Genomic DNA, 24,054 nt, shown 5'->3' on the forward strand with positions numbered 1-24,054 from the left:
TCATCTTCGGACAATCTTTACAGCGATTTTTTCGGCCCGATTAATCAAGCGATTACAGAGCCTTACGAGCCGATATTGAATAGCTCAACGGAAGCCGGGGCATTCCTTCCGGCAAACGGTACAATCCGCCCTCGCAAGGCTCCATGAATGCCAGCGCCTTCCAGGCAACCGTGTCAAACTCATGCAGGTATTCGATGGCCAGTCCGGCGTCGATCAGCGCGGTTACGACCTCGCCGACGGGATGGGTCCATTCATAGCTTCGTTTGGTCTGCAAAACCGCGGATTCGTCGGCATAGGCCTCCGTTCCGTCGAAGGCGATCGGCTCCGGTTTATGAAAGTAATCGTAGACCGGCGCGTGCGGTTTCGGCGCGAGATCGTCGAAGCTCATCAGCACCGGATGCGCATCCAGGAAATAGAATCGGCCGCCCGGCTTGAGGAAATGCGCAACCACCCGTGCCCAGCCCTCGATATCCGGCAGCCAGCAAATCGTGCCCCAGGTGACGTAAACCAGATCGTAGGTCCCGTCGATGAGCTGCGGCGTGTCGTAGAGATTGCCTTCGACGAAGCGGGCTTCGATCCCCGTTTTTTCCGCGAGGTCCCGGGCCTGCCGGATGGCCACGGGAGAAAAGTCGAGACCGGTCACGCTTTTCGCGCCCTTGCGGGCGAGCAGAAGCGTGTCCATGCCGAAATGACATTGCAGATGCAGGATGTCGAGCCCTTCGACGGAGCCGAGTTCCTCCAGCTCCGTCCTGTGCAGGTCTCGCGCGCCCTCGGGACCGTTCAGGAACGCGTCGACACCGTAGTCGCTGCTGGCCGAGCTGTAATTGACCTCGGCCAGTTCGTTCCATTTCCGCTCGTTGGATCTGAAAAACTCATCCATCGCCCTGCTCCCGGTCCAGAGCCTGTCGCGACGCCGTCCCTAGAACGGGATTTCGTCGTCGAGATCGCCCGGGCCGCCGACCGGGGGCTGACCGCCGCCGCCGCCGCCATATCCACCACCGGAGCCGCCGCCATAACCGCCGCCCTGGTTGTAGCCGTCGTCCCCGCCATAACCGCCGCCCTGGCCGCCGCCGCCGCCCTCACCGCGTCCGTCGAGCATCTGGAGCTCGCCGCGGAAGCGCTGGAGAACGACTTCGGTGCTGTATTTCTCCTGGCCCGACTGGTCGGTCCATTTGCGGGTCTGGAGCTGGCCCTCGACATAGACCTTCGACCCCTTGCGCAGGAACTGCTCGGCCACCTTCGCCAGGTTCTCGTTGAAGATCACGACCCGGTGCCATTCGGTGCGCTCCTTGCGCTCGCCGCTGTTGCGGTCACGCCAGCTTTCCGAGGTCGCGACGGAAAGGTTCACAACCTTGTTTCCGTCCTGCATCGTGCGAATATCCGGATCGCGTCCGAGATTGCCGACGAGAATGACCTTGTTGACGCTGCCTGCCATGGTTCTATTTCCACTCTGCGAATTTGCCAGTCTGCAATTTGTTGCCGGACTGTCCCATATCCGGAGGCGCTAATCCAGTCGCGATGCCTCCATCCGGCGGCATGTCCCGGATTTGCTGCACCCGCAAAAACCGGGTGGCAAAGCCGCGCCATGCCGCTTATAAATGTTTCTGTTTCGTTCTTACTCGGGATCCCCGCCGATGTCAGCCTCTTCCGAACCGAAGGATATCCGCGTCCAGGGTGCGCGCGAGCATAACCTGAAGAGCGTCGATGTCGCGATCCCGAGAAACTCCCTGACGGTCCTGACGGGGCTCAGCGGCTCCGGCAAATCCTCGCTCGCCTTCGACACGATCTATGCCGAGGGCCAGCGCCGCTACGTGGAAAGCCTCTCGGCCTATGCGCGCCAGTTCCTGGAGCTGATGCAGAAGCCGGACGTCGATCTGATCGAGGGCCTCTCGCCGGCGATCTCGATCGAGCAAAAGACCACCTCGCGCAACCCGCGCTCCACGGTAGGCACCGTGACCGAGGTCTACGACTATCTCCGTCTGCTCTATGCCCGGATCGGGATCCCCTACTCGCCCGCGACCGGTCTTCCGATCGAGAGCCAGACGGTGAGCCAGATGGTCGACCGGATCCTGGAGATGGAGGACGGCACACGGCTCTATCTGCTGGCGCCGATCGTCCGCGGCCGCAAGGGCGAGTACCGCAAGGAAATGGCGGAACTGCGCAAGCAGGGCTTCCAGCGCCTCAAGGTCGACGGCGAGATGTACGAGATCGACGAGGTGCCGGCCCTCAACAAGAAGCTGAAGCACGATATCGAGGTCGTGGTCGACCGGCTGGTTGTGCGCGAGGGCATCGCGACGCGTCTCGCGGATTCGGTCGAGACCGCGCTCGATCTCTCTGACGGGCTGCTGATCGCCGAGGATGCGACGAGCGGCGAACGGACAACCTTCTCGGCCAAGTTCGCCTGCCCGGTCTCCGGCTTCACCATCGACGAGATCGAGCCGCGGCTGTTCTCCTTCAACAATCCGTTTGGCGCCTGCCCGAGCTGCGACGGCCTCGGCAGCAGCATGTATTTCGACCCGGATCTGATCGTCCCGGAGGCATCGAAGAGCCTGCGCAAGGGAGCGATCGCGCCCTGGGCCAATTCCTCCTCAAAATATTACATGCAGTCCCTGGAGAGCCTGGCGAAGCATCTCGGCATCTCGCTCGACACCGCCTTCGAGGATCTGCCGGAAGCGGCGCAGAAGGCCCTGCTTTACGGCACCGGCAGCGAGCGCGTCGTCATGACCTTTGACGACGGGCTCCGGAGCTACCAGACCAACAAGCCCTTCGAAGGCGTCGTGACGAACATGGAGCGGCGCTTCCGGGAGACCGAATCCGCCTGGAGCCGCGAGGAGCTTTCCAAATACCAATCCGTCGCCCCGTGCGAGGCCTGTCTCGGGCAGCGCCTGAAGCCGGAAGCGCTGGCGGTGAAGATCGCCGGGCTCAACATCTCCGAGGTCACGGAGATGTCGATCTCCGAAGCGGTGAAATGGTTCACCGCCCTGACCGAAAACCTGACCGGCAAGCAGGCGGAGATCGCCGAACGGATCCTGAAGGAAATCAACGAGCGGCTCGGCTTCCTGAACAATGTCGGGCTCGACTACCTGACCATGTCCCGCGCCTCCGGCACCCTTTCCGGCGGCGAGAGCCAGCGCATCCGCCTCGCCTCGCAGATCGGCTCCGGCCTGACCGGCGTGCTCTATGTGCTGGACGAGCCTTCCATAGGTCTGCACCAGCGCGACAACGACCGGCTGCTGGCGACCCTTGTTCGGCTACGCGACCTGGGCAATACCGTGCTCGTGGTCGAGCATGACGAGGACGCGATCCGGTCCGCCGATTATGTCGTCGACATGGGACCGGGCGCCGGAGTCCATGGCGGCACCGTGGTCGCCTCCGGCACGCCTGAGGAGATCATGCGTGCGCCGCAGAGCCTGACCGGCCAGTACCTGACCGGCTTCCGCCAGGTACCGATCCCGGCCGAAAGGCGCAAGGCGAAGAAAGGCAAACACATCACGCTCCGCGGCGCCACGGCGAACAATCTCGACGATGTCACCGTCTCCCTGCCGCTCGGCACCCTCACCTGCGTCACCGGCGTCTCCGGCGGCGGCAAGTCCTCGCTGATCATCGAGACACTCTGGAAGGCCATCGCCAAGAAGCTGCATGGCGCGAGGGAACATCCGGGACCGTTCGACAGCATCGAGGGGCTCGAGTTCCTCGACAAAGTGGTCGATATCGACCAGTCGCCGATCGGCCGCACGCCGCGCTCCAACCCGGCGACCTATACCGGCGCCTTCACCCCGATCCGGGACTGGTTCGCAGGCCTGCCGGAAGCCAAGACCCGCGGCTACAAGGCCGGCCGGTTCTCCTTCAACGTCAAGGGCGGGCGCTGCGAGGCCTGCCAGGGCGACGGCGTGATCAAGATCGAGATGCATTTTCTCCCGGACGTTTATGTCCAGTGCGACGTCTGCAAGGGCAAGCGCTACAACCGCGAGACGCTCGAAATCACCTATAAGGACAAGTCCATCGCCGAGGTGCTGGAGCTGACGGTCGAGGAAGGCGCCGAGTTCTTCAAGGCTGTGCCGTCCATCCGCGACAAGCTGGAGACCCTGGAACGGGTCGGCCTCGGTTACATCCAGATCGGCCAGGCGGCGACCACGCTCTCCGGCGGCGAGGCGCAACGCGTGAAGCTGTCCAAGGAACTCTCCCGGCGGGCAACCGGCAAGACGCTCTATATCCTCGACGAGCCGACGACGGGCCTGCATTTCGAGGATGTCCGCAAGCTTCTGGAAGTCCTGCAGGCGCTGGTCGATCAGGGCAATACCGTGATCGTCATCGAGCACAATCTCGAAGTCATCAAGACAGCGGACTGGATTGTCGATCTCGGGCCCGAGGGCGGCTCGGGCGGCGGCAAGATCGTGGCGGAAGGCACACCGGAGGATGTCGCGGGGACGGCCGGAAGCTATACCGGCAAATATCTGGCGCCTTATCTTGATGCGGCGCGCGCGAAAAGGACGGCCTAGGCGACGCTGAAGACCGGGCCGAAACTGCCGAGGGCGGGCGCAACGCCCGGTCCGTCGACATAATCGTAATGGACCTTGCGCGCCGAGGTCGCGGTGTCGAGATCCGGTGCGCCGAAAAAGAACGTCCTGTTGCGGCCGCCATGGTTGTTCACGACGAAATTGCTCAATTCCTCGACAAGGTCCGGCGTGATTTCCTTCGCATCTCCAGCGGTGCAGGCGGTGCCGATCATGCCCGCTCCCTGCAATTGATCCGCACGTTTGAACTTGCGAGAAAAGCCGCCGACGAAGCCGGCGCAGAAGGGTGCAAGATAGGTGAAACTGTTGTGTACGACTGTCTGCGGCACATCGTCGTTAATCCCGGTGACATAAAGCAGCAAGCGGCGCTCGGCCCAGTCCGGCAGAAGTTTCAGCTCCACCAGAATGGCTTCCCGGAACCGCTTGTTGGTGATCGTTTCCATGTGAACGGGCATCAGCAGGAACGGCTTGGCCCGTGGTTTCTCCTCCATTGCGGCCCGCGTCAGTTGAATCGTCGCGATATCCATCGCGCATTCGAGCGCCCCGGTCTCGCTGCCGTCCTCCGGCATCATGCCCTCCGGCACCATGAGTTCGGAGCGGTACATGGAAACCAGTCGCTTGCGGATATTGGTGATCGGCCAGTAATGCAGGCGAATGCTCTCCTTCGCCTTCTCGAAGGCTTCAGTCTCCTCCGCCTGCCTCTGCTCCCGGGCCTCTTCGACCGTCTGGGCCAGTTCCTTGACCCCGGTGAGCTTTTCCGGGGCGTCTTGCGGCAGTTCGAAGACCATGGATTTGACCACGACGCCCTCGAATCCGGCTTCCGTTCCGGTTCCGTGCAGGCGTCTGTTGACCTCCTTGGCGATCTGCTGTGCCTTCAGTGACGCCGTCTTTCGGTCGTCCTTTCCGAAGAGGACGATGAACTGCTCCGCATTTGCGAGCACATAAATGTCGTGCGGGGTGATGACCTTCTTGATGATGGTTTCGGTCAGGAGATGCACCCTGCCGCGGACCTTGGTCCAGTTGGGGCCGAATTTTTCCTTCAGGTTCTCGAGGCCGAGCATCTCGACATTCCCGGCCATGAGGGCTTCGGCCGCGACCTTGTTGTTGCGGCAGAAGTTGACCATCGCAGACTTGAATCCGTCCTTGTCGGTCGGATCGAGCTTCTGACGGTCAAAGCTCTCGAAGTAACCGGTGTCGCTCATCGGATAAATATAACGCGTTTGCCTGTGGACCCGCTCTCCCGATCAGTTTCGCGAGAACAGCTGAAAAACTGGTTAACGCCCAGGCAAGGAATGAGCGTGCGTTGAGTTTCCCCGCCAGAGGGTCTATCTCTTCGCCAATTGGCGCAAAATGCGAAAATGGAAGCCCTATGAGCGAGATTTCCCCGGTTCACGTCATTGGCGGCGGCCTTGCCGGTTCCGAAGCGGCCTGGCAGCTGGCGACGGCCGGAGTTCCCGTCGTCCTGCACGAGATGCGCCCCGAGCGGAAGACCGAGGCGCATCAGACAAGCGGTCTGGCTGAACTTGTCTGCTCGAACTCCTTCCGGTCCGACGATGCCGAGGGCAATGCCGTCGGCGTGCTGCACGCGGAAATGCGCCGGCTCGGCTCCGTGATCCTCAGCGCCGCCGACGAGCACAAGGTTCCGGCCGGCTCGGCTCTCGCCGTCGACCGGGATCATTTCTCCCAGGCCGTCGAAAAAGCCCTGACCGATCACCCGCTCGTCACCGTAGAGCGCGGCGAAATCGCCGGCCTGCCGCCCGAAGAATGGGACTCCGTCATCGTCGCGACGGGTCCCCTCACCTCGCCGGGCCTCTCGGAAGCGGTCGCGAAGCTCAGCGGTCAGGAGTCTCTCGCCTTCTTCGATGCGATCGCTCCGATCGTGCACAAGGAAAGCATCGATTTCGACATTGCCTGGTTCCAGTCGCGCTACGACAAGGTCGGCCCAGGTGGTGACGGCAAGGACTACATCAACTGCCCGATGGACGAGGCCCAGTACGAGGCTTTCATCGATGCGCTGCTCGCCGCGGAGAAAATGGAATTCCGGGAGTGGGAAAAGGACACTCCCTATTTCGACGGCTGCATGCCCATCGAGGTGATGGCGGAGCGCGGCCGCGAGACCCTGCGCTTCGGACCGATGAAGCCGGTCGGCCTCACCAATCCGCGCACCGGCACGCGCGCCCATGCCGTTGTGCAGCTCCGTCAGGACAATGCGCTCGGCACGCTCTACAACATCGTCGGCTTCCAGACCAAGATGCGCTACGGCGCGCAGGTTGAGGTCTTCCGCACCATTCCCGGCCTCGAAAAGGCGGAATTCGCCCGTCTCGGCGGCATCCATCGCAACACCTTCATCAACTCCCCGACCCTTCTAGACGGCACATTGCGCATGAAGGCCCTGCCACGCCTGCGGTTCGCCGGCCAGATCACCGGGGTCGAGGGCTATGTTGAAAGTTCCGCCATCGGCCTTCTGGCAGGCCGCTTCGCGGCGGCCGAAAGGCTCGGCCGGGAGATTTCCCTGCCGCCACGGACCACGGCGCTCGGCGCCCTCCTCGCGCACATCACCGGCGACGCGGATGCGGAAACCTTCCAGCCGATGAACGTCAATTTCGGCCTCTTCCCGCCGGTCGAGCCGGAGATCACGGCGAACGGCAAACGCAGGAAGCTGAAAGGCCGCGACCGCAAGGCGGCAATGGCCGGCCGCGCATTGCGCGACCTCGACGGCTGGATCGCGGGTGCGCGGATAGCAGCCGAATAGATCAGTATCGCCGCGTGAGTCTGGCGAGCCAGAAGCGCCAGACGTCTAAAGGATCGGGCGACGCAAAGGACTGGTCGAACGGATTGTAACCGGACCGTCTCAACGCCTTTGTCCGGGATCTGGTCTGGCGAGCGGGGAGCAGCAGCGGTGCGAGCGACCTCGCTCTTCCAGCCTTCGAGAGGCCCTGTGCCGTCAGGGTTTCGGCGTGTTCCGCCATTTCCCGAACAGCCACGCGTGCACCCTCATCCGCCTTCAGTTCGGAGAAGTTCCGCGGAATGCCGTGATGCTTCTCCAGCAGCGCCCGCGGAAAGAACGGTCGTCGCAGCGCTTCCAGATGCGCCGTCGCACGCAGCTTGCCGATGAAGGCGTGTCCTGCGGCGATATCGGCAAGCCCGTCCCGATCGACCGTTGCCGCCGGATCGAGAATGGCAGCACTCAACCGGACCAGCGGCTCTGTCGTGGCCCGGAGATAGCGTTCGGCCTCCGCGAGATCGGCCATCGGCCTGTCTTCGAGGTCCCGTTCCCGGGCATCGATCAGGGCATCGAACGCGTCTCGAGGCAGGTCGTGTGCGGTAATCAAATCCGAAAGCGGGAGAACAACTTCATGCTGGCGCGGCGATCCGGCATAGATGCCCTCGATGCTTTCGCGCCACCATTGCAGGCGGATCGCCCCGATCATGTTCTCGCTGACGTTCTCCCGGGTCTTCGCAACCTCGTGGTTGAAGGCATAGAGGGTGAACAGCGCTTCTCGGCGTTCCGGCGGGGCAAACAGCGCAAAACGGAAGCGGTCCGGATCGTGCTGGCGGAGGATCGCCGCCGGAGCGGACAATCTGCGGGCGGCGCCTGTCACGGCTCCGCCCCCGCATTCAGAAGGTCCGCCCTAAGCGAGCGTTCGAGCGCAGGCGCGGCGGCAAGACCCTCGAAAAAATCGGCGCTGAAGCGTTCGAACAGTGTCTCGTAGATCCGGATCAGCCCGGCGAGCGCGAAATATTCCCGTGTCCCAAGCAGCGGCTTCAGACGCATGAGGGACTGGCGTCCCATTTTCAGATGCCCGCCCGCCTTCGTGCGGAGCGCCGCGGCCAGGAGCGGAATACCGGGATCCCGGGTCCGGACGGCCTCGGCGAGGCGATGTTTCTCCAGCCCCGCCTCTTCAAGCAGGCTTTGCGGGATCGTAACCAGCCGGTCCGAGCGCTCCGCGTCCTTTGCCAGATCGCGAAGGATATGGACGAGATAGCAGAAGATGCCGAGATCGGCGGCATATGTGACGGGCGCCTCCGGCAGGCGGCAACGGAAAGCCGTCTGACCCGGATCCGCCGCGAGGAGATAGATGAAGACGGTTGCCGGCGCGACTGTCGCGCCCTCGGCATAGGAAAGGAAATCCTCCCAGTCCTTCATGTCCCGCTCTTCGACATCGCGCCGCATGGCAGCCGCGAGCCCCGCCCACGGCATATCGCCAAGATCGGAGGCGAGAACGGTGTCGCGCATCGCGCGCTGCACCTGCTCCGGCAAGGGGCCCTGTTCGGCCCGCCCAAGACATTGCGCTTCCCAGGCGTCGATCTCCGCGAGCATTTGACCACGCGCGGCATCACGCTCCGGTGCCGGACGCATGAGAAAATCGTCGTCGACCGCGTCGTCGATAAGGCGCATGGCGGCGTAGCTTGCGAAGAAAAATTCCTGGCGCGGCACCGGAAGAAGTCGTGCCGCATGCAGCAGGTTTGCATTGGCACGCCCTGCGATCTCGCGGCAAAAGTCGAAATCGCCTTCTCTGGCTCGATCAGTCAACGGGCAGCAGCGCCGCCGCAACCCGGCGCCCTTCCGCCAGAAGCACATTGTAGGTCCGGCAGGCCGCCCCGGTATCCATGATATCGATCACGGGCCCCTTTTCGCGGACCGCCGCTCTCAGTGACGGAAGCACGAACTCGGTCCGTGCGCCGGTACCGAGAAGAAGGATTTCCGGCACCGGATTTCGATCGGTCACGGGGGTGAAATCGTCTAGCGAGAGAGCGGCGATATCGGCCACGTCCCAGACCAGGGTCGCTTCGGGGAACACGATCACCGCGCCGGGATAGCGCTCTCCGGTGATCCGGAACGCCCCGTCGCCGTAAGCCTCGATCAGCTGGCGGCCTTCCGGGATCAGGGGCGTCACATCCATCGGATCAGTCCTTCTGTCCGTCGGCTCCCTGCGACACAGTCCCCGGTGCTCCGAGGTCCTCGTCCTCCTCGTCGCCCCGGCGCGGCTGCAGATAGAGCAGCAGCGGAACGGCGACGAAGATCGAGGAATAGGTGCCGATCACGATGCCCCAGATCATCGCCAGCGCGAAGTCCGCCAGCACCGCTCCTCCAAAGAAGTAGATCGCCAGGAGCGCCAGCAAAGTCGTAAAGGACGTCATGGTGGTGCGGGACAGGGTCTCGTTGATCGAGAGATTGAACAGCTCCGCAAGGGACATCTTCTTGTACTTGCGGAAATTTTCGCGCACCCGGTCGAACACGACGACGGTGTCGTTGATCGAGTAACCCGCGATGGTCAGGATCGCCGCGACCGTCGGCAGGTTGAACTCGTGCCCGTTCAGGGCGAACAGCCCGAAGGTCGAGAGAACGTCGTGGCTGAGCGCGATGAGCGCGCAGACGCCGAACTGCCATTCGAAGCGGAACCAGATATAGATCAGGATCGCGCCGAGCGCGCCGAGCATCGCGAGCATGCCGGCCTCGATCAGTTCCGCTCCGACCGTCGGGCCGACGAATTCCGTCCGGCGATAATCCACCTTGTCCCCGAGCGCGGCTTTGACCGCTTCGACCGCGACGAGCTGTTCCTGTTCGGTGCCGTCCTGGCGCTGGATTCGGATCAGAACCTCGCGCTCGCCGCCGAATTCCTGAATGGCGACATCCCCGAGATCGAGACCGCCGAGCTGCGAGCGGAGCGCCGGGATATCAGCGGGTCCCTCGGTCTGGACCTCCATGAGGATACCGCCGCGGAAATCGATCCCGAAATTGAGGCCGTTCACGAATAGCAGCCCGATACTCGCCAGCATCAGGATTGCGGAGAACACGAAGGCCTTAACCCGATTGGCGACGAACGGGAAATTGGTTCCGTGGGGAACGATGCGAAGTGGCTTGAACATCTCGGTGTTCCCTCAGATCGGCAGTTCGCTCGGGCGGCTGCGCCGCAGCCAGAGCACGACAAGGAGGCGCGTGACCATGATCGCCGTGAACATCGAGGTCATGATCCCGATCCCGAGTGTCACGGCAAAGCCCTTCACCGGCCCGGAGCCGACGAAATACAGGAACGCGGCCGCGAAAAGCGTGGTGAGGTTCGAATCCACGATGGTCCGGAAGGCACGTTGATATCCGGCCTCCACCGCTGCCATCGGCGTCCGGCCGTTGCGCACTTCCTCGCGAACGCGTTCGAAGATCAGCACGTTGGCGTCGACCGCCATGCCGATGGTCAGCACAATCCCCGCGATACCGGGGAGCGTGAGCGTCGCCTGAAGGCTCGAGAGCACGGCAACGATCAGCGCGACGTTAAAGAACAACGCGATGTTCGCCAGCAGACCGAAGAAGCCGTAGGCGACGATCATGAAGCCGACCACGAGCAGCAGACCGATCACGCTGGCGACCTTGCCGGCCGCGATCGAATCCGCGCCAAGGCCCGGACCGACGGTGCGTTCCTCGAGCACCTGCAGCGGGGCAGGAAGCGCGCCGGCACGGAGCAGCAAGGAAAGGTCCTGAACTTCCTGCACGGTGAAGCTGCCCGAAATGATTCCGGCGCCGCCGAGAATGGCGGTCTGGATCACCGGTGCGCTGATCACCTTGCCGTCAAGGACAATGGCGAAGGGACGGCCGACATTCTCGGACGTGGCCTGCCCGAAGCGGCGACCACCGACACTGTCGAAACGGAAGCTGACGACCGGCTGCCCGTCCTGGAAGCTCGGCTGGGCATCAACGAGATTCTCACCACTGACCATGACCCGGCGTTTCACGACATAGTGCCGCGGCGCACCGGACCGCTCGTCTGCTGCCTCCAGCAACTGCGAGCCCGGGGGGACCCGGCCCTGCAGGGCGTCCTGAACGGAGGCCGTGGAGTCGACCATGCGGAAGGTCAGCTTCGCCGTCTGGCCGAGCAGGGCCTTGATGCGTTCCGGATCGTCGACACCGGGAAGCTGCAGCAGGATCCTGTCGTCGCCCTGACGCTGGATCGTCGGCTCCCGCACGCCGGTTTCGTCGATGCGACGGCGGACAATCTCGATCGACTGGGAGATCGCACGTGACTTGAGATCGCGGATCGCGACTTCCGTCAGCGATATCCTGACGACATTGCCGACATCGGTCACGGTCTCGGTCTGCGGATCGATCCGGCGCACGGCATCGCGCGCCTTCTCCAGATCCTCCGCCTCGCGCACGGTGAAGCGGACCGTATCGCCGGAAACGCCGAGACCGCGATAGCCGATCCGCTCTTCCCGGAGATTGCGCCGCGCCTGATCGACGATCGACTCGAGCCGTTCTGCGATCACCACGTCGACATCGACCTCGAGCAGCAGGTGTGAGCCGCCCTGGAGATCGAGGCCGAGATTGATCTTTTTCCCGGGAAGCCAGGAGGACGGAAGGTCTTGCGTCAGATCGCGCTCGACGACGTTCGGCGCCGCATACAGCACGCCAAGCGCGCAGACCAGCGCCACAAAAGTGATCTTCCAGGGCTGAAATTGGAGCATCTTCTAAGAGCCTCTAGCCGGATCGGGCAGTCGGAACGGTGTTCGGCGCCGTTACCGGCGCCGAAACCATCTTATTTTTTCTCTTCGGAGGCCGCTTTCTTGTCCGACGAGTCCGTGTTCGCCGGCTCGGTCTTGGCGCGCACCTCGGTAATCATGCTGCGCACGACCCGCACCTTGACGCCTTCGGCGATTTCAACCAGCAGCTCTTCCTTGTCCTCGATCACCTTGGTGACCGTACCGACGAGCCCGCCATTCGTGACGATGACGTCGTTCCGGCGAACCTTGGAGAGCATCTCCTTGTGTTCCTTGACCCGTTTCTGCTGCGGACGGATCAGAAGGAAATAGAAGACGACGAAGATCAGGATCAGCGGCAGGAACGCCATCAGATCGAAGCCACCGCCGGCTCCGCCAGCCGCTTGTGCATAGGCCGGTGAAATGAGCATCAAGTTCTCCCAAACTGCCACGGGCAAATTGCGGCTCTGCGCATACCCCGCTCACATAGTCGTTTCACGGCCTTGCTGCCAGCCATTTCCGCCGGATGCAGCCGAAAACTCGGAACGGCGGACTATAAAGCCCCGCCCGGCAATTTCAATGGCCGGAACCCCATTGAATTGACGGAGCGGCGGCGTGTGATACTTTCCCGCCGCCCTGCCCCCTGGCGGTCGGGCCTGGTTCGTTACTCTTCTTAAGGTTCAATGACATGTCCGACGCCCGGGAACTCGAGATTCTCACCCGTATTGCAGACGCCCTGGAACGCATCGCGCCGCCGCCGGCAAAAGCCGCGGACCTCGGCGATGCCGAAGGGTTCGTCTGGAACGCGCAGACCGGACAGGTCGATCCCGTGCGTCACATCAACCGCGTCGACATCTCCCTGCTGAAAGGCGTGGGACCGCAGCTCGAACAGCTCCATGAGAACACGGACCGTTTCGCCCGCGGTCTGCCGGCAAACAATGCGCTGCTCTGGGGATCGCGCGGCATGGGCAAGAGCTCGCTGGTGAAAGCCGTGCATGCCGAGGTGAACCGCAAGCGCGACGGCATCCTGGCTCTGGTGGAGATCCACCGCGAGGACCTGGAAACCCTGCCCCGCCTTCTCAACCTGGCGCGCGACACTGACCGACGCCTGATCGTGTTCTGCGACGACCTCTCCTTCGATTTCGCGGACAATTCCTACAAATCGCTGAAGGCGGTGCTGGAAGGCGGCGTCGAAGGCCGTCCGACCAACGTGCTCTTCTATGCAACCTCGAACCGCCGCCACCTGATGGCGCGGGACATGATCGACAATGAACGCTCGACCGCGATCAATCCCGGCGAGGCCGTCGAGGAGAAAGTCTCGCTGTCCGACCGTTTCGGTCTCTGGCTCGGCTTCCATGCCTGCGATCAGGATACCTTCCTCTCCATGATCGAAGGCTATGCCGGCGCCTACGATCTGCCGATTTCCGCCGACGAGCTGCGGGCGCGGGCGAAGGAATGGCAGGTGACCCGCGGTGCGCGCTCCGGACGCGTCGCCTGGCAGTTCATCCAGGATCTGGCCGGCGATCTCGGCAAGAAACTCGACTGATCTCAGACGGTCGTCAGGTCTTTTCCAGATACTGCCGCGGATCGACCGCGCGCTTTTCCTTGCGGATCTCGAAATGTAACTGCGGGCGGTCGACGCTGCCCGTTGAGCCGACCGTTGCGATGGCTTGACCCCGGCGCACCACATCGCCGCGCTTGACCAGCAATTTGTCCGTATGGCCGTAGGCCGTGATCCAGCCGTCGGAATGTTTCAGCAGCAAAAGCCTGCCGAAGCCCGGGAGTCCATCTCCCGCATAGGCGACGACCCCGTTCTCGGCCGCCACGACAGGGGCCCCGTGCGGCGCGGCGATGTTGATGCCGTCATTGTGCAAACCGCCCTGCCTCGGTCCGAAATTGGCGATCACCCGTCCCCTCACCGGCCATCGGAAGCTGGAACCTGTGCGTTCCGGAGGACGTATTCGCGCCACCTCGAGGCCGGTCTTCCCTTTCGGAGTCGGGGCCGGTGCAACAGACGGACTGACGGGTGCCGGCGCGGGCGCGGCTCTTGAAATAGCGGGCGCGGGCGCAGCGGGGCTGCGCGGATTGGGCGTGGGCAGCGCGACGGTTCCGGGAGTCAGCAAGGCCGTCCGGGTCCGGCTGCCGCGCGCGCCCGGTCCCTCCGGCAGGGCGACATTCGGCGCCGCCGCCGCGACTTCCCGCGACGGAAGACGCAGTTCCTGACCGACATGGATCTGGTACGGCGCCGCGATCCCGTTCATCTGCACGACCGTACGCATGTCGACATTGAAGCGCCGGGAGATCGAGAACACCGTATCGCCCGGACGCACGAGATAATTGCTGGGCGCCGGCAGACGGAGGTCCTGGCCGACGCTGAGCCTGTAGGGCGGTTGCAGGCCGTTGGCGAGGATGATGTCTCGCACCGGCACACCGTATCGTCGGGAAATCTCGTAGACGGTGTCGCTGGGGCCGGCACTGATCCGTCCGCCCGGGGGAATGGCAAGGCGCACGCCGGCATCCGGGCGCGAGTTCGCGAGGCGGGGCGCGTTCCCGCTGCAGGAGGCGAGCAGACCGGTCAGCAGCAGAAGCGCGACCGCCACCAAAAATCGTGAACGCTTTTCGGCCATGGGGCGAGTTTAGGTTTTGCGATCCCGGGGCTCAAGCGACGGAGGACGGATAGCGCTAACTTGCGGCGGCACTGTGCATTTCAGGCGCTGTCCCGCGCCTCGCTCTCGATCAACGGAACGAATCGCACCGGGAGCATCCGCTCCGGCTCGATCCCCCCCTCGGTCCGGGTGAAGCGGAAGATATGCTGGGTCCCGTCCTGCGGGCCGATCGGGACCACCATGATGCCGCCGACCGCGAGCTGTTCCAGGAGCTGCTCCGGAACGTCCTCGGAGGCTGCGGTGACGATGATGCGGTCGAACGGCGCCTGCTCCGGCCAGCCCTTGCTGCCGTCGCCGACTCGGGTGGAGATCGTGTGCAGGTCGAGCTGCTTGAAGCGCGCGTTCGCTTCTTCCGAGAGACTCTTGTGCCGCTCGATCGAATAGACCCGCCGCGCCAGCTTGGCGAGGATCGCGGTCTGGTATCCGGAGCCGGTGCCGATCTCCAGCACCTTGCTCCGGTCGTCCAGCTTCAGCGCCTGGGTCATATAGGCCACGACATAGGGCTGGCTGATCGTCTGCCCGGCACCGATCGGCAGCGCACGGTTATCGTAGGCAAAGGTCTTGATCGGCGCCGGGATGAAGATCTCCCGCGGGATGCGCTCGATCGCACCGAGCACGGATGCGTCCGAAATACCCTCCCGGCGCAGTTCCATGATCAGGCGGATCTTGCTTTCCTCAAGCGTCATCGCCGTTCAACCGTTCGCGCTTTCGGCCGAAAAGGCCCGTTGCAGTTCCGTCAAAGTGACGGTGTCGGTCATGTCCATCTTGATCGGCGTCACCGAGATGTATCCCTCGTCGATCGCCTGCAGATCGGTTCCCTTCGCATAGGGTCGCATGCTTTGCATATGGCCGATCCAATAATGTTTCGCTCCGCGCGGATCGATCACTTCCATGATGTCGTCGCCGTTCTTCCTCTTGCCCTGATTGGTAACCCGGATGCCCCGGACCTGGTTGGCCGGAACCGGAGGAAAATTGACGTTCAGTAGAGTGTCCGACGGAAAGCCTTGCTTCAGGATCCGGCGCAGCAGGTCGGGACCGTAGGTCTCCGCCGGTGTCCAGTCCGCCGCCTCACCGTCGATCACTTCCTGGCTGAAGGCGATGGCCGGGACGCCAAGAATAGTGGCTTCCATGGCTGCGGACACGGTCCCGGAATAGGTCATGTCCTCGGCGAGATTGCCGGCTCGGTTCACGCCGGAAAGCACGATGTCCGGTCTTTTGTCCTTCATCAGCAGGTTTACCGCCAGCAACACGCAATCGGTCGGCGTGCCGTTCACGGAATACCAGTTGGGCTGATGCTCGCGGGCCTGGAGCGGTCTGCGCAGGGTCAGCGAATGGCCGGCGCCGCTCTGCTCCGTCTCCGGCGCCACAACCCAGACATCGTCCGAGATCGAGAGGGCGATCCGCACCAGGACCTGAAGTCCCGGTGCGTAAAAGCCATCGTCGTTGGAGATCAGGATGCGCGCCTTGGAGTGATCGAGCGGCCAGGCCATGGAGCGTTCTCCCGTCAGCCGCCGGCGGATATCCGTGTGAGGCCGCCCATATAAGGCTGCAGAGCCTCAGGCACGGAAACCGAGCCGTCCTCTTCGGCATAATTTTCCAGCACCGCGATAAGGGTGCGGCCGACCGCCAGCGCGGAGCCGTTAAGGGTATGCACGAAGGCGGTCTGCTTGCCCCCTGCGACCCGGTACCGGGCCTTCATGCGGCGCGCCTGGAAATCCCAGCAGTTCGAGCAGCTGGAAATCTCGCGATACATGCCCTTGCCGTCGTCCTGCCCCGGCAGCCAGACCTCAATATCGTAGGTCTTGCGCGCGCCAAACCCGGTATCGCCGGAACAGAGCGTGACGACGCGATATGAGAGCCCGAGGCGCTTCAGCACCTCTTCGGCACAGTTCGTCATCCGCTCGTGCTCTTCGGCGGACTTGTCCGGATGGGTGATGGAGACGAGCTCGACCTTGCTGAACTGGTGCAGCCGGATCATGCCGCGCGTGTCCCGCCCTGCCGAACCCGCTTCCGAACGGAAGCACGGCGTGTAGGCGGTGAAACGGAGAGGAAGTTCCTCTTCGGCCAGGATTTCCCCGTTGGCCATGTTGGTCAGCGGCACCTCGGCGGTCGGGATCAGCCAATGATCGCCGGTCGTCCGGAACAGGTCCTCGCCGAATTTCGGCAGCTGCCCGGTGCCATAGAGCGCCGCGTCGCGCACCATGTAGGGCGGCGAGACCTCGGTATAACCGAACTCGCCGGTATGAATATCGAGCATGAAGTTGGCGAGCGCGCGCTCAAGACGGGACAGCTGGCCCTTCAGGAGCGTGAACCTCGCGCCGGAGAGCTTAGCGGCGGTCTCGAAATCCATCATCCCGAGGCCTTCGCCGATGGCGACATGATCCGGTGCCTTGGCATTGCCCTGCGCGACCGCCCCTACCTTGCGGATTTCGACATTCGCGCTCTCGTCCGGACCGTCCGGCACGTCGTCGGCGAGAATGTTCGGCAACCCGGAGAGAGCTGCGTCCAGCTTTTCGGAGAGCGACCGTTCGTCCTCCTCGAGCTGCTGCATACGGGCCTTGATGTCGGCCACTTCCTGGATCAACGCGTCGGCATCGCCCCCCTGGGACTTGACCTTGCCGATCTCCTTGGAGGCTTCGTTGCGGCGCTGCTGCAGGGTCTGCAGTTCTGTCGTGGCGTCCCGCCACTTCTTGTCGATCTCAAGGATGGCGCCGGCCTGCGGCTCGAAGCCGCGGCGCGCCATGGCCTTGTCGAAGGCCGCTCCGTCCTCGCGAATCCATCTGATATCGTGCATCTCACACGTCCATTCTGTTCGGCATTCTGTTCGGAAATCCGGTGAACTCTTATAGGCACTGCCACCCGGCGGGTCCAGCGGCGGGCGCCGGGCGATAGCCGGCGCGCCGAGGCGTCAGGTGGCGGTGCTAGACGAACTCTCGGGCTCGTCGTCGTCATCCTCGAATTCGTCGGCGTCATAGCCGCGCTTTTTCTCGACGATGCGGGCCCCGATGATCGAGATCTCGTAGAGAATCGCGACCGGGATGGCCAGGAGTACCTGAGAGATGACGTCCGGCGGCGTCAGAACCGCCGCGACGATGAAGGCGATGAGGATGGCGTATTTGCGCTTCTTGGCCAGCCCGCTCGAGGTCACGATCCCGACCTTGGCGAGCAGGATCATCAGTACCGGCAGTTCAAAACAGACGCCGAAGGCGAAGATCAGCCGCATCACCAGCGAGAGATACTGGTCGACCTTCGGCTCCAGTACCAGCGGCAGAGAGCCGTCCGTGCCCGGATGCTCGAAGCCGAGGAAGAACTTCCAGGCGAGCGGAATGACCAGGTAATAGACCATCGCGGCGCCGATCGTGAACAGAACCGGAGTCGCGATCAGGAACGGCAGAAAGGCCGTTTTCTCGTCCTTGTAGAGACCCGGTGCGATGAACTGCCAGATCTGGATCGAGATCACCGGAAAGGCGACGCAGGCGGCGGCGAAAAAGGCGACCTTAAGGTAGGTGAAGAAGGCCTCGTGAAGCGCGGTATAGATCATCCGGCGCCCGGACTCGCCCTCCGTCAGATGCGCGAGCGGCGCAACAAGGAACGAAAAGATCTGCTCGGAGACCGCATAGCAGGCAAAAAACGCAACCAGGAAAGCGGCAAAGGAATAGATCAGGCGGGTCCGCAACTCGACCAGATGATCCAGCAGCGGCATCCGCTTTTCTTCGATTTCGTCGCTCATGGATTATTGTCCGGCCGCAGCGCTTTTCTCGGCGCTCTTCGCATCTTTGGTCTCTGGCGCCTCATCGGCGGAAGTTTTTTCCGCAGCCGGCTCCGGCTTGCTCACAGGGGCCGGCTCAGCCGGGGTCTCGACCGGCCGCGAGGACGCAGCATCCTTGGCCTGGCTCGCGATGCGCTCCATCTCCTTCTTGGTCTCGCCCGAAGGATCGACCCAGTCGTTGACCTTCTTTTCGAGGTCCCCGCTTGAGATGCTCTTGGCTTCCTTGCGCAGATCGTCCAGCTCGGCCTCGCGGGCCACCTCTTCGAGAGAGTTCTGGAATTCGCGCGCCACGCTCCGCGCCTTGCGGATGTAGGTGCTGATCGATCGCACCACGCGCGGCAGGTCGCGCGGTCCCACGACGACCACCGCGACGAACGCGATCAGCATGAATTCCTGCCAGCCGAGATCAAACATCAGCGCATACCATCAGTCACGCGAGCGGACGGCCCGCCCGCGGGCCCGTCCGTTTCCGGCGTCAGCCACCGGAAGGCCGTAAAGAGATTTGTCCGCTCAGCTTTTCTGAGCTTGATCGGCCTTGGACTCGGTCCCGGCGGTCTCTTCGGATTTCAGGCTCTTGGCGGATTCCGTCTCGGCCCCCTGCTCGTCGCCCTCTTCCTTCATGCTCTTCTTGAAGTTGCGCAGGCCCTTGCCGAAATCGCCCATGATCGAGGAGATCTTGCCTCCGCCGCCAAACAGCAGCAGGGCGACAGCGATCACGATCAGCCAGTGCCAGATACTCATCGCACCCATAAGGTTACGCTCCCATTCGAATCAATTCGTTCCGCCCCGCCACGGGACTTTTGCGGTATATAGGCATGTTCACCCGTGCACTGCAACGTCCGGCGCCCAGGTTATTTCAGGACACGTGTCCTTCCCTTGCCGGAAAAACGAATATCTGTCCCGGATCGAGCTCGATCCTAAGGCGCGTTCCGGTTTCCGGAAGAAATATGCCGGGCATGCGGGAATGAAAGTGCCATTCGAGTCCGTTGCCGTTCTCGCCGGAATGGACATGCAGGTGAATGAGACTGCTGCGCCCGAGCAACCGGGCCTGCATGACCCTTGCCGTATAGTCGCTCTGTCCCGCCTGCAAGGTCGTGACCCGCAGGCCCTCCGGACGCACGATCACGGCGACCTCGTCCCCGTCCGGAAGTCCTTCGGCGCGGACATGTCCGATCGGCGTCTGGACCTGACCGCCTTCGACCCTTCCGGAGAAGGCATTAACCTCCCCGAAGAACCCGGCAACGAAGGCGGAATTGGGATAGCAGTAGAGCGTGTGGGGCGAGCCCTCCTGCACGATCTTCCCGTCCCGCATGACGGCAATCCTGTCTGCCATGAACATGGCTTCTTCGGCATCGTGGGTCACCATCAGCGTCGCGGCGCCGCTTTCCTTCAGCAGATGCAGGACGTCGTCCCGAACCTGGCTCCTGAGCGCCGTATCGAGCCCCGAATAGGGCTCATCAAGAAGGATGATGCGCGGATTGGGCGCCAGCGCCCGCGCCAGTGCGACGCGCTGCTGCTGGCCGCCAGAGAGTTCGTGCGGGAACTTGTCCGCTGCCCCCTCCATGCCGACCCGGCGCAGTTCCGTCAGCGCCTTCTCCCGGCGCTCGGCTTTCGGAAGGTCGGAGAGGCCGAAGGCGACATTGTCGACGACGCTCAGATGAGGAAATAGGGCATAATCCTGAAAGACCAGACCGATTCCCCGTTGCTCCGGCGGGATCTGGCGGCCCGGCGCCGCCACTTCGCGATCCCCCATCAACACCCTGCCGGTTTGCAGTTGCTCGAGACCGGCCGCCAGACGCAGCGCCGTCGTCTTGCCGCAACCTGACGGTCCGAGCAGGCAGACCACCTCCCCGGCTCCGATCTCCAGCGAGAGGTCGTCGACGACAGGGACTCCGTCGAAACGATGCGTAATCCCCTCCAGGCGAAGCACGGGCGTCATTCCGGTGTTGCACCCGTCTTGCAGGAGCACCGCGACATGCGCGCAGGGAGACTGTGTTTGGGTTCAGAGTTCATGGCAGGTCCGGGGGTATCAGAAGCGACAGGCCGGCTCAAGTCGAACCGGCTGCGACGCTTTTTCCGGCTCACGCTCCATCTTCCGCGTCGAGCAGTTCAAACTGGCCGTCATCTTCCTCGTTGTCGTCCTCGTCATCGCTGTCGTCGCCCATGGCGATGGACGTGAGGCCAGGCCGCTTGTCGAGCATCCCGGCTGCTTTCAGCTCCTCGAGACCCGGCAGATCGGCGAGCGAGCTCAGGCCGAAATGGTCGAGAAAGGCCTCGGTCGTTCCCCAGGTCAACGGGCGGCCCGGCACCTGCCGGCGTCCGCGCGGCTGGATCCAGCCGGCCTCGAGAAGCGCGTCCAGCGTCCCTTTGCTGACCGCGACACCGCGGATTTCCTCGATGTCGGCCCGGGTAACCGGTTCGTGATAGGCGATGATGGACAGCGTCTCCAGCGCCGCGCGGGAGAGTTTGCGTCGGACCGCGACTTCGATGCGCAGCGCCTCGCCGATATCAGGCGCGGTGCGGAAGGCCCAGCGGTCCTTGACGGTTACAAGATGGATACCGCGATCGGCATAGCGCTTCTGCAGGGCCGCGAGGATCGGCTCCGCCGTGACACCGTCCGGCAGGCGCTCGGAAATCTCCGCGGCCGAAAGCGGGTCCTTGCTCGCGAACAGCAGAGCTTCGACGATCCGCTCGGCCCGGCTCGGCCCGCTATTCTCGGTCTGGTCGGAACTCACGCATCGCCCTCCCGGGAGCGGAAATAGATCGGCTGGAACGTCCCCGACTGGTTGAGCTCGGCCTTACCGTCCTTCACCAGCTGCAGCGAGGCGACGAAGGTCGAGGCGATCGCGGAGCGCATCCGGAGCCCCTTCCGGAGGCCTTCAGGCAGGAAGGAAAACAGAGTCTGCCATTCGGGTACAGCGCCCAGCACCCGGCTCAGCCGCTTGACCGCATCCTCGACGGAATAGAGATGGGTCGCCTCGATCTTCAGCGCGAGCCGGTCGTGCCGGACCCGGTGATCGGCATAGGCCCGAAGCAGTTCGTAGAGCGTGACGTCATAGACCGCACGGCGACGGACCGAGATGCGGTCCCCCTGCCCGCGGGCGAAGAAATCGCTGCCGAACTGCGGACGCGCCATCAGCGCCTCGCCCGCCTGCTGCATCGCCTCGAGGCGCATGAGCTGGAACCTGAGCGCTTCGGCCAGCTCCTCCGGCGTCTGCTCCTCCTCTTCCTTCTCCGCGGGAGGCAGCAGGAGACGGGATTTCAGGTAGGCGAGCCAAGCCGCCATGACGAGATAGTCGGCGGCGAGTTCCAGGTTTAGCTTCTGCGCCTGATTGACAAAGGCGAGATACTGCTCGGCGAGCTGCAGCACCGAGACATGGATCAGATCCACCTTCTGTTCCCGCGCAAGCTGCAGCAGCACGTCGATCGGACCTTCGAAACCGTCGATATTGAGGAACAGCGAGAGCTGCACCGGCTCGCGCCGCCTGCGGTGATCAGGCTCCGGGCTCTCGAATGCCCCCGTATCGCTCATACGCTCTCTCAGATCTGCCCTGTCAGCATCAGCACGAATTGTAGCAGATAATGCACGCCGATCATGACCAGGCGCATGAGATAATTGAGTTCGATGCCGATCTCGCGTCCGATGAAGGGCAGCAGGAACAGCAAACCGACGACGATGAAGATTCCATAGCGCTCGAGCCGGACATAGCGACGGGCAAGCTCGTAGGGCAGCAGACCTGTCACGATCCGCCCGCCATCGAGCGGCGGAATGGGAAGCATGTTGAAGACCGCCAGCACCAGGTTGAGCAGCACCCCGTTGATCAGCGTCTGTTCCCACCATGCGCCGAACCATTCCGGGAACCAGGTGACCGTGTGCAGCAGCGCGGACGCGGCTATGGCGAGCAGGACATTGATCCCGGGACCGGCGGCCGCGACCAGCATCATGTCGCGCCGCGGATTGTTGAGGCGCGACATGGCAACCGGCACGGGTTTCGCGTATCCAAACACGAACGGCGTTCCGGCAAGCGCCCAGCCCGAGATGATGCACAGGATCGGCAGGACGATGGTACCGAATTTGTCGATATGGGCGAAGGGATTGAGCGTGACCCGCCCCAGCAGCCGCGCCGTCGGATCGCCGCACAGATTGGCGACGAACCCGTGTGCCGCCTCGTGCATGGTGATGGCGATCAGCACCGGCAGCGCCCAGATCGAGGCGGTAAAGAGAATGTCGGAGACGAAGTTTTCCATCAGGAGGCCGTGCCGGACAGCTCGGCGAAGGACGCGAGCAGTTCCTCCCGGTTAGCCGGTTGCGCCTCCCTGCGGATCCGTTCCATGAACGTGAGCACCATATCCGCCCGGCGTAGCGCGTCTCCGGACAGGGCCGGAACGGCGCCCGCAATCTCCCGCATCTCGTCCATTTCCCCATTGCAGTGCAGGACGACATCACATCCCGCCTCGAGGGCACGCGCAGAGGAGACGGCGAGCGGCTCGGCGAGCGCCTTCATGGAGATGTCGTCGGTCATCAGGAGGCCGTCGAACCCGATTTCCCCGCGGATGCTGTCCCGGACGACCTTCGCCGAGACCGTCGCCGCGTTCTCGGCGTCCAGCGCCTCGTAGATCACATGCGCCGTCATCGCCATCGGGAGACTTGCGAGCGCCTTGAAGGGCGCGAAATCCACTTCCGTCAGCGTATCGTGCGCGGCATCCACCCGCGGCAGAGCGTGATGGCTGTCAACACCGGCGCGGCCATGTCCCGGGATATGCTTCATGACCGGCGCGACACCGCCGGCGGCGAGACCTTCGGCCTGCGCCCGACCGAGGCGGGCGACTGTCTCCACATCGCCTGCAAAGGCGCGATCGCCGATCACGTCATGTGCGCCGTCCTGGCGCACGTCGAGCAACGGCAGGCAATCGACATCGACGCCGCAGGCCGTCAGTTCAGCCGCGATCAGACGGGCGTTCACCCGTGCCGCCTGCTCTGCGCGCACCGGGTTTTTACGGTACAGCTCTCCGAACAGGGCCGCCGGCGGCGCCTTCCGCCATGTCGGCGGCTTCAGCCGCTGCACGCGACCACCTTCCTGGTCGATCAGCACCGGGGCATGGTGCTCGACGCAATCCCGCAGCTCCTCCGTTAGCATACGGATCTGCTCAGGACTCTCGCAGTTTCGCTGAAAAAGAATAAAACCGAACGGTTCGGTCTCGACGAAGAACTGCCGCTCGGTCCGGGACAGTTCCGGCCCGGCACAGCCGAGAATCAGGGCGCGCATAGGCGGATCCGATCTAGCGTTTGACGACGAGGCAGGCCTGGCCCTTGGCCTTGAGCGCGGTGCAGGCGTCCTTTGCCGCATCCTCCGTCAGGGGACCTCCCTGAACCCGGAAAAAGACGCCGTTCGCCGTGCTGATGCGCTGGTAGGTCGGCTGCAGTCCGCCGAGCAGAGACTTGTTGGCAGTCTGAACCCGGGCCCACTCCTTTTCGGCCGCCGCTTCTGTGCGCAGGGCCGCGATCTGGATATTGAAGCCCCCGGCGGCGGGCGCCTTCGGTGCTGTTGTCGGTGCCGCGGCCGCCGTTTCAGCCGGTTTCGGTGCCGGTGCGGCGGGCTTCGGTGCTTCGGCCGCCGTGGCGGGCGCTGGCACC

At 63.6% G+C, this 24,054-nt stretch carries 25 protein-coding genes; 3 read left to right on the forward strand and 22 right to left on the reverse strand.

Annotated elements, in window-relative coordinates:
• Nucleotides 1–52: 52 nt before the first annotated feature.
• A complete protein-coding gene (locus IG122_RS04060) occupies nt 53–880 on the reverse strand; it encodes a class I SAM-dependent methyltransferase (protein ID WP_193180715.1) in 828 nt (275 codons plus the stop codon).
• Nucleotides 881–919: 39 nt separating this feature from the next.
• Nucleotides 920–1,435, reverse strand: coding sequence for a single-stranded DNA-binding protein (gene ssb / locus IG122_RS04065; protein WP_193180717.1), 516 nt, complete (start codon nt 1,433–1,435; stop codon nt 920–922).
• Between the two features lie 199 nt (nt 1,436–1,634).
• Between ssb and uvrA the strand changes: the two genes are divergently transcribed.
• Entirely contained in the window at nt 1,635–4,499 is a 2,865-nt protein-coding gene (gene uvrA / locus IG122_RS04070; protein WP_193180719.1) for an excinuclease ABC subunit UvrA, read from the forward strand.
• Here uvrA and IG122_RS04075 read toward each other — a convergent pair.
• A complete protein-coding gene (locus IG122_RS04075; RefSeq protein ID WP_193180721.1) occupies nt 4,496–5,716 on the reverse strand; it encodes a hypothetical protein in 1,221 nt (406 codons plus the stop codon). The genes uvrA and IG122_RS04075 overlap by 4 nt on opposite strands.
• 167 nt (nt 5,717–5,883) lie before the next feature.
• Between IG122_RS04075 and trmFO the strand changes: the two genes are divergently transcribed.
• The gene (trmFO, locus tag IG122_RS04080; RefSeq protein ID WP_193180722.1) at nt 5,884–7,266 is read left to right on the forward strand and encodes a methylenetetrahydrofolate--tRNA-(uracil(54)-C(5))-methyltransferase (FADH(2)-oxidizing) TrmFO; all 1,383 of its coding nucleotides are present in this window, start codon (nt 5,884–5,886) and stop codon (nt 7,264–7,266) included.
• A gap of 1 nt (nt 7,267) precedes the next feature.
• Here the strand turns inward: trmFO and IG122_RS04085 are convergent, their stop codons facing one another.
• The 6 genes from IG122_RS04085 to yajC all read right to left on the reverse strand — a co-directional run bounded on the left by IG122_RS04085 (nt 7,268) and on the right by yajC (nt 12,415).
• On the reverse strand, nt 7,268–8,116 hold the full coding sequence (locus IG122_RS04085; protein ID WP_193180725.1) for a phytoene/squalene synthase family protein: 849 nt from the start codon (nt 8,114–8,116) through the stop codon (nt 7,268–7,270).
• On the reverse strand, nt 8,113–9,048 hold the full coding sequence (locus IG122_RS04090) for a squalene/phytoene synthase family protein (protein WP_193180727.1): 936 nt from the start codon (nt 9,046–9,048) through the stop codon (nt 8,113–8,115). The genes IG122_RS04085 and IG122_RS04090 overlap by 4 nt, the downstream gene beginning before the upstream one ends.
• Nucleotides 9,041–9,418, reverse strand: a complete 378-nt coding sequence (locus tag IG122_RS04095; RefSeq protein ID WP_193180729.1) for an Mth938-like domain-containing protein — start codon at nt 9,416–9,418, stop codon at nt 9,041–9,043. The genes IG122_RS04090 and IG122_RS04095 overlap by 8 nt, the downstream gene beginning before the upstream one ends.
• A 4-nt stretch (nt 9,419–9,422) precedes the next feature.
• A complete protein-coding gene (gene secF / locus IG122_RS04100) occupies nt 9,423–10,385 on the reverse strand; it encodes a protein translocase subunit SecF (protein WP_193180731.1) in 963 nt (320 codons plus the stop codon).
• 12 nt (nt 10,386–10,397) lie between these two features.
• Nucleotides 10,398–11,972 (reverse strand): protein translocase subunit SecD, encoded by a 1,575-nt coding sequence (secD, locus tag IG122_RS04105; RefSeq protein WP_193180733.1) that lies wholly within the window; start codon nt 11,970–11,972, stop codon nt 10,398–10,400.
• Between the two features lie 71 nt (nt 11,973–12,043).
• Nucleotides 12,044–12,415 carry a preprotein translocase subunit YajC gene (gene yajC / locus IG122_RS04110; protein WP_193180735.1) on the reverse strand — a complete coding sequence of 124 codons (372 nt, stop codon included), beginning with the start codon at nt 12,413–12,415 and terminating at the stop codon, nt 12,044–12,046.
• A gap of 257 nt (nt 12,416–12,672) precedes the next feature.
• On the opposite strand from yajC, the gene IG122_RS04115 reads away from it, so the two are divergent.
• Nucleotides 12,673–13,530, forward strand: coding sequence for an ATP-binding protein (locus IG122_RS04115; RefSeq protein ID WP_193180737.1), 858 nt, complete (start codon nt 12,673–12,675; stop codon nt 13,528–13,530).
• A 13-nt stretch (nt 13,531–13,543) separates the two neighbouring features.
• Here the strand turns inward: IG122_RS04115 and IG122_RS04120 are convergent, their stop codons facing one another.
• From IG122_RS04120 to IG122_RS23915, 13 genes are all read right to left on the reverse strand, one after another.
• A complete protein-coding gene (locus IG122_RS04120) occupies nt 13,544–14,584 on the reverse strand; it encodes a peptidoglycan DD-metalloendopeptidase family protein (protein ID WP_193180739.1) in 1,041 nt (346 codons plus the stop codon).
• A 107-nt stretch (nt 14,585–14,691) separates the two neighbouring features.
• Nucleotides 14,692–15,336 carry a protein-L-isoaspartate(D-aspartate) O-methyltransferase gene (locus IG122_RS04125; RefSeq protein ID WP_193180741.1) on the reverse strand — a complete coding sequence of 215 codons (645 nt, stop codon included), beginning with the start codon at nt 15,334–15,336 and terminating at the stop codon, nt 14,692–14,694.
• 6 nt (nt 15,337–15,342) lie between these two features.
• Nucleotides 15,343–16,140 carry a 5'/3'-nucleotidase SurE gene (surE, locus tag IG122_RS04130; protein ID WP_193180743.1) on the reverse strand — a complete coding sequence of 266 codons (798 nt, stop codon included), beginning with the start codon at nt 16,138–16,140 and terminating at the stop codon, nt 15,343–15,345.
• 14 nt (nt 16,141–16,154) lie between these two features.
• Nucleotides 16,155–17,444, reverse strand: a complete 1,290-nt coding sequence (gene serS, locus IG122_RS04135) for a serine--tRNA ligase (RefSeq protein ID WP_193180744.1) — start codon at nt 17,442–17,444, stop codon at nt 16,155–16,157.
• A gap of 114 nt (nt 17,445–17,558) precedes the next feature.
• Nucleotides 17,559–18,380 (reverse strand): twin-arginine translocase subunit TatC, encoded by an 822-nt coding sequence (gene tatC, locus IG122_RS04140; protein ID WP_193180745.1) that lies wholly within the window; start codon nt 18,378–18,380, stop codon nt 17,559–17,561.
• 3 nt (nt 18,381–18,383) lie between these two features.
• Nucleotides 18,384–18,833: a Sec-independent protein translocase protein TatB gene (gene tatB / locus IG122_RS04145; RefSeq protein WP_226893322.1), complete on the reverse strand. Its 450-nt coding sequence runs from the start codon at nt 18,831–18,833 to the stop codon at nt 18,384–18,386.
• A 96-nt stretch (nt 18,834–18,929) separates the two neighbouring features.
• Complete coding sequence (locus IG122_RS04150) at nt 18,930–19,169, reverse strand: twin-arginine translocase TatA/TatE family subunit (protein ID WP_193180747.1); 240 nt, start codon at nt 19,167–19,169, stop codon at nt 18,930–18,932.
• A 106-nt stretch (nt 19,170–19,275) separates the two neighbouring features.
• On the reverse strand, nt 19,276–20,358 hold the full coding sequence (locus IG122_RS04155; protein ID WP_193180748.1) for an ABC transporter ATP-binding protein: 1,083 nt from the start codon (nt 20,356–20,358) through the stop codon (nt 19,276–19,278).
• Between the two features lie 142 nt (nt 20,359–20,500).
• Complete coding sequence (gene scpB, locus IG122_RS04160) at nt 20,501–21,154, reverse strand: SMC-Scp complex subunit ScpB (RefSeq protein ID WP_193180750.1); 654 nt, start codon at nt 21,152–21,154, stop codon at nt 20,501–20,503.
• On the reverse strand, nt 21,151–21,951 hold the full coding sequence (locus IG122_RS04165) for a segregation and condensation protein A (protein WP_193180752.1): 801 nt from the start codon (nt 21,949–21,951) through the stop codon (nt 21,151–21,153). Before IG122_RS04165 ends, scpB begins: the two co-directional genes overlap by 4 nt.
• 8 nt (nt 21,952–21,959) lie before the next feature.
• Nucleotides 21,960–22,667 carry a site-2 protease family protein gene (locus IG122_RS04170; protein ID WP_193180754.1) on the reverse strand — a complete coding sequence of 236 codons (708 nt, stop codon included), beginning with the start codon at nt 22,665–22,667 and terminating at the stop codon, nt 21,960–21,962.
• Nucleotides 22,667–23,686 carry a beta-N-acetylhexosaminidase gene (nagZ, locus tag IG122_RS04175; RefSeq protein ID WP_193180756.1) on the reverse strand — a complete coding sequence of 340 codons (1,020 nt, stop codon included), beginning with the start codon at nt 23,684–23,686 and terminating at the stop codon, nt 22,667–22,669. Before nagZ ends, IG122_RS04170 begins: the two co-directional genes overlap by 1 nt.
• Nucleotides 23,687–23,699: 13 nt before the next feature.
• Nucleotides 23,700–24,053: an SPOR domain-containing protein gene (locus IG122_RS23915; RefSeq protein ID WP_193180758.1), complete on the reverse strand. Its 354-nt coding sequence runs from the start codon at nt 24,051–24,053 to the stop codon at nt 23,700–23,702.
• Nucleotide 24,054: the final 1 nt, after the last annotated feature.

It is taken from the genome of Nisaea sediminum, assembly GCF_014904705.1.
GTDB classification, from domain to species: domain Bacteria; phylum Pseudomonadota; class Alphaproteobacteria; order Thalassobaculales; family Thalassobaculaceae; genus Nisaea; species Nisaea sediminum.

What these genes read in the sequence shown, in the direction of transcription:
- IG122_RS04060 (WP_193180715.1), bottom strand. Translation starts at nt 880, where the DNA reads ATGGATGAGTTTTTCAGATCCAACGAGCGGAAATGGAACGAACTGGCC.
- ssb (WP_193180717.1), bottom strand. Translation starts at nt 1,435, where the DNA reads ATGGCAGGCAGCGTCAACAAGGTCATTCTCGTCGGCAATCTCGGACGC.
- uvrA (WP_193180719.1), top strand. Translation starts at nt 1,635, where the DNA reads ATGTCAGCCTCTTCCGAACCGAAGGATATCCGCGTCCAGGGTGCGCGC.
- IG122_RS04075 (WP_193180721.1), bottom strand. Translation starts at nt 5,716, where the DNA reads ATGAGCGACACCGGTTACTTCGAGAGCTTTGACCGTCAGAAGCTCGAT.
- trmFO (WP_193180722.1), top strand. Translation starts at nt 5,884, where the DNA reads ATGAGCGAGATTTCCCCGGTTCACGTCATTGGCGGCGGCCTTGCCGGT.
- IG122_RS04095 (WP_193180729.1), bottom strand. Translation starts at nt 9,418, where the DNA reads ATGGATGTGACGCCCCTGATCCCGGAAGGCCGCCAGCTGATCGAGGCT.
- secF (WP_193180731.1), bottom strand. Translation starts at nt 10,385, where the DNA reads ATGTTCAAGCCACTTCGCATCGTTCCCCACGGAACCAATTTCCCGTTC.
- secD (WP_193180733.1), bottom strand. Translation starts at nt 11,972, where the DNA reads ATGCTCCAATTTCAGCCCTGGAAGATCACTTTTGTGGCGCTGGTCTGC.
- yajC (WP_193180735.1), bottom strand. Translation starts at nt 12,415, where the DNA reads ATGCTCATTTCACCGGCCTATGCACAAGCGGCTGGCGGAGCCGGCGGT.
- IG122_RS04115 (WP_193180737.1), top strand. Translation starts at nt 12,673, where the DNA reads ATGTCCGACGCCCGGGAACTCGAGATTCTCACCCGTATTGCAGACGCC.
- IG122_RS04125 (WP_193180741.1), bottom strand. Translation starts at nt 15,336, where the DNA reads ATGACGCTTGAGGAAAGCAAGATCCGCCTGATCATGGAACTGCGCCGG.
- surE (WP_193180743.1), bottom strand. Translation starts at nt 16,140, where the DNA reads ATGGCCTGGCCGCTCGATCACTCCAAGGCGCGCATCCTGATCTCCAAC.
- serS (WP_193180744.1), bottom strand. Translation starts at nt 17,444, where the DNA reads ATGCACGATATCAGATGGATTCGCGAGGACGGAGCGGCCTTCGACAAG.
- tatC (WP_193180745.1), bottom strand. Translation starts at nt 18,380, where the DNA reads ATGAGCGACGAAATCGAAGAAAAGCGGATGCCGCTGCTGGATCATCTG.
- tatB (WP_226893322.1), bottom strand. Translation starts at nt 18,833, where the DNA reads ATGTTTGATCTCGGCTGGCAGGAATTCATGCTGATCGCGTTCGTCGCG.
- IG122_RS04150 (WP_193180747.1), bottom strand. Translation starts at nt 19,169, where the DNA reads ATGGGTGCGATGAGTATCTGGCACTGGCTGATCGTGATCGCTGTCGCC.
- IG122_RS04155 (WP_193180748.1), bottom strand. Translation starts at nt 20,358, where the DNA reads ATGACGCCCGTGCTTCGCCTGGAGGGGATTACGCATCGTTTCGACGGA.
- IG122_RS04165 (WP_193180752.1), bottom strand. Translation starts at nt 21,951, where the DNA reads ATGAGCGATACGGGGGCATTCGAGAGCCCGGAGCCTGATCACCGCAGG.
- IG122_RS04170 (WP_193180754.1), bottom strand. Translation starts at nt 22,667, where the DNA reads ATGGAAAACTTCGTCTCCGACATTCTCTTTACCGCCTCGATCTGGGCG.
- nagZ (WP_193180756.1), bottom strand. Translation starts at nt 23,686, where the DNA reads ATGCGCGCCCTGATTCTCGGCTGTGCCGGGCCGGAACTGTCCCGGACC.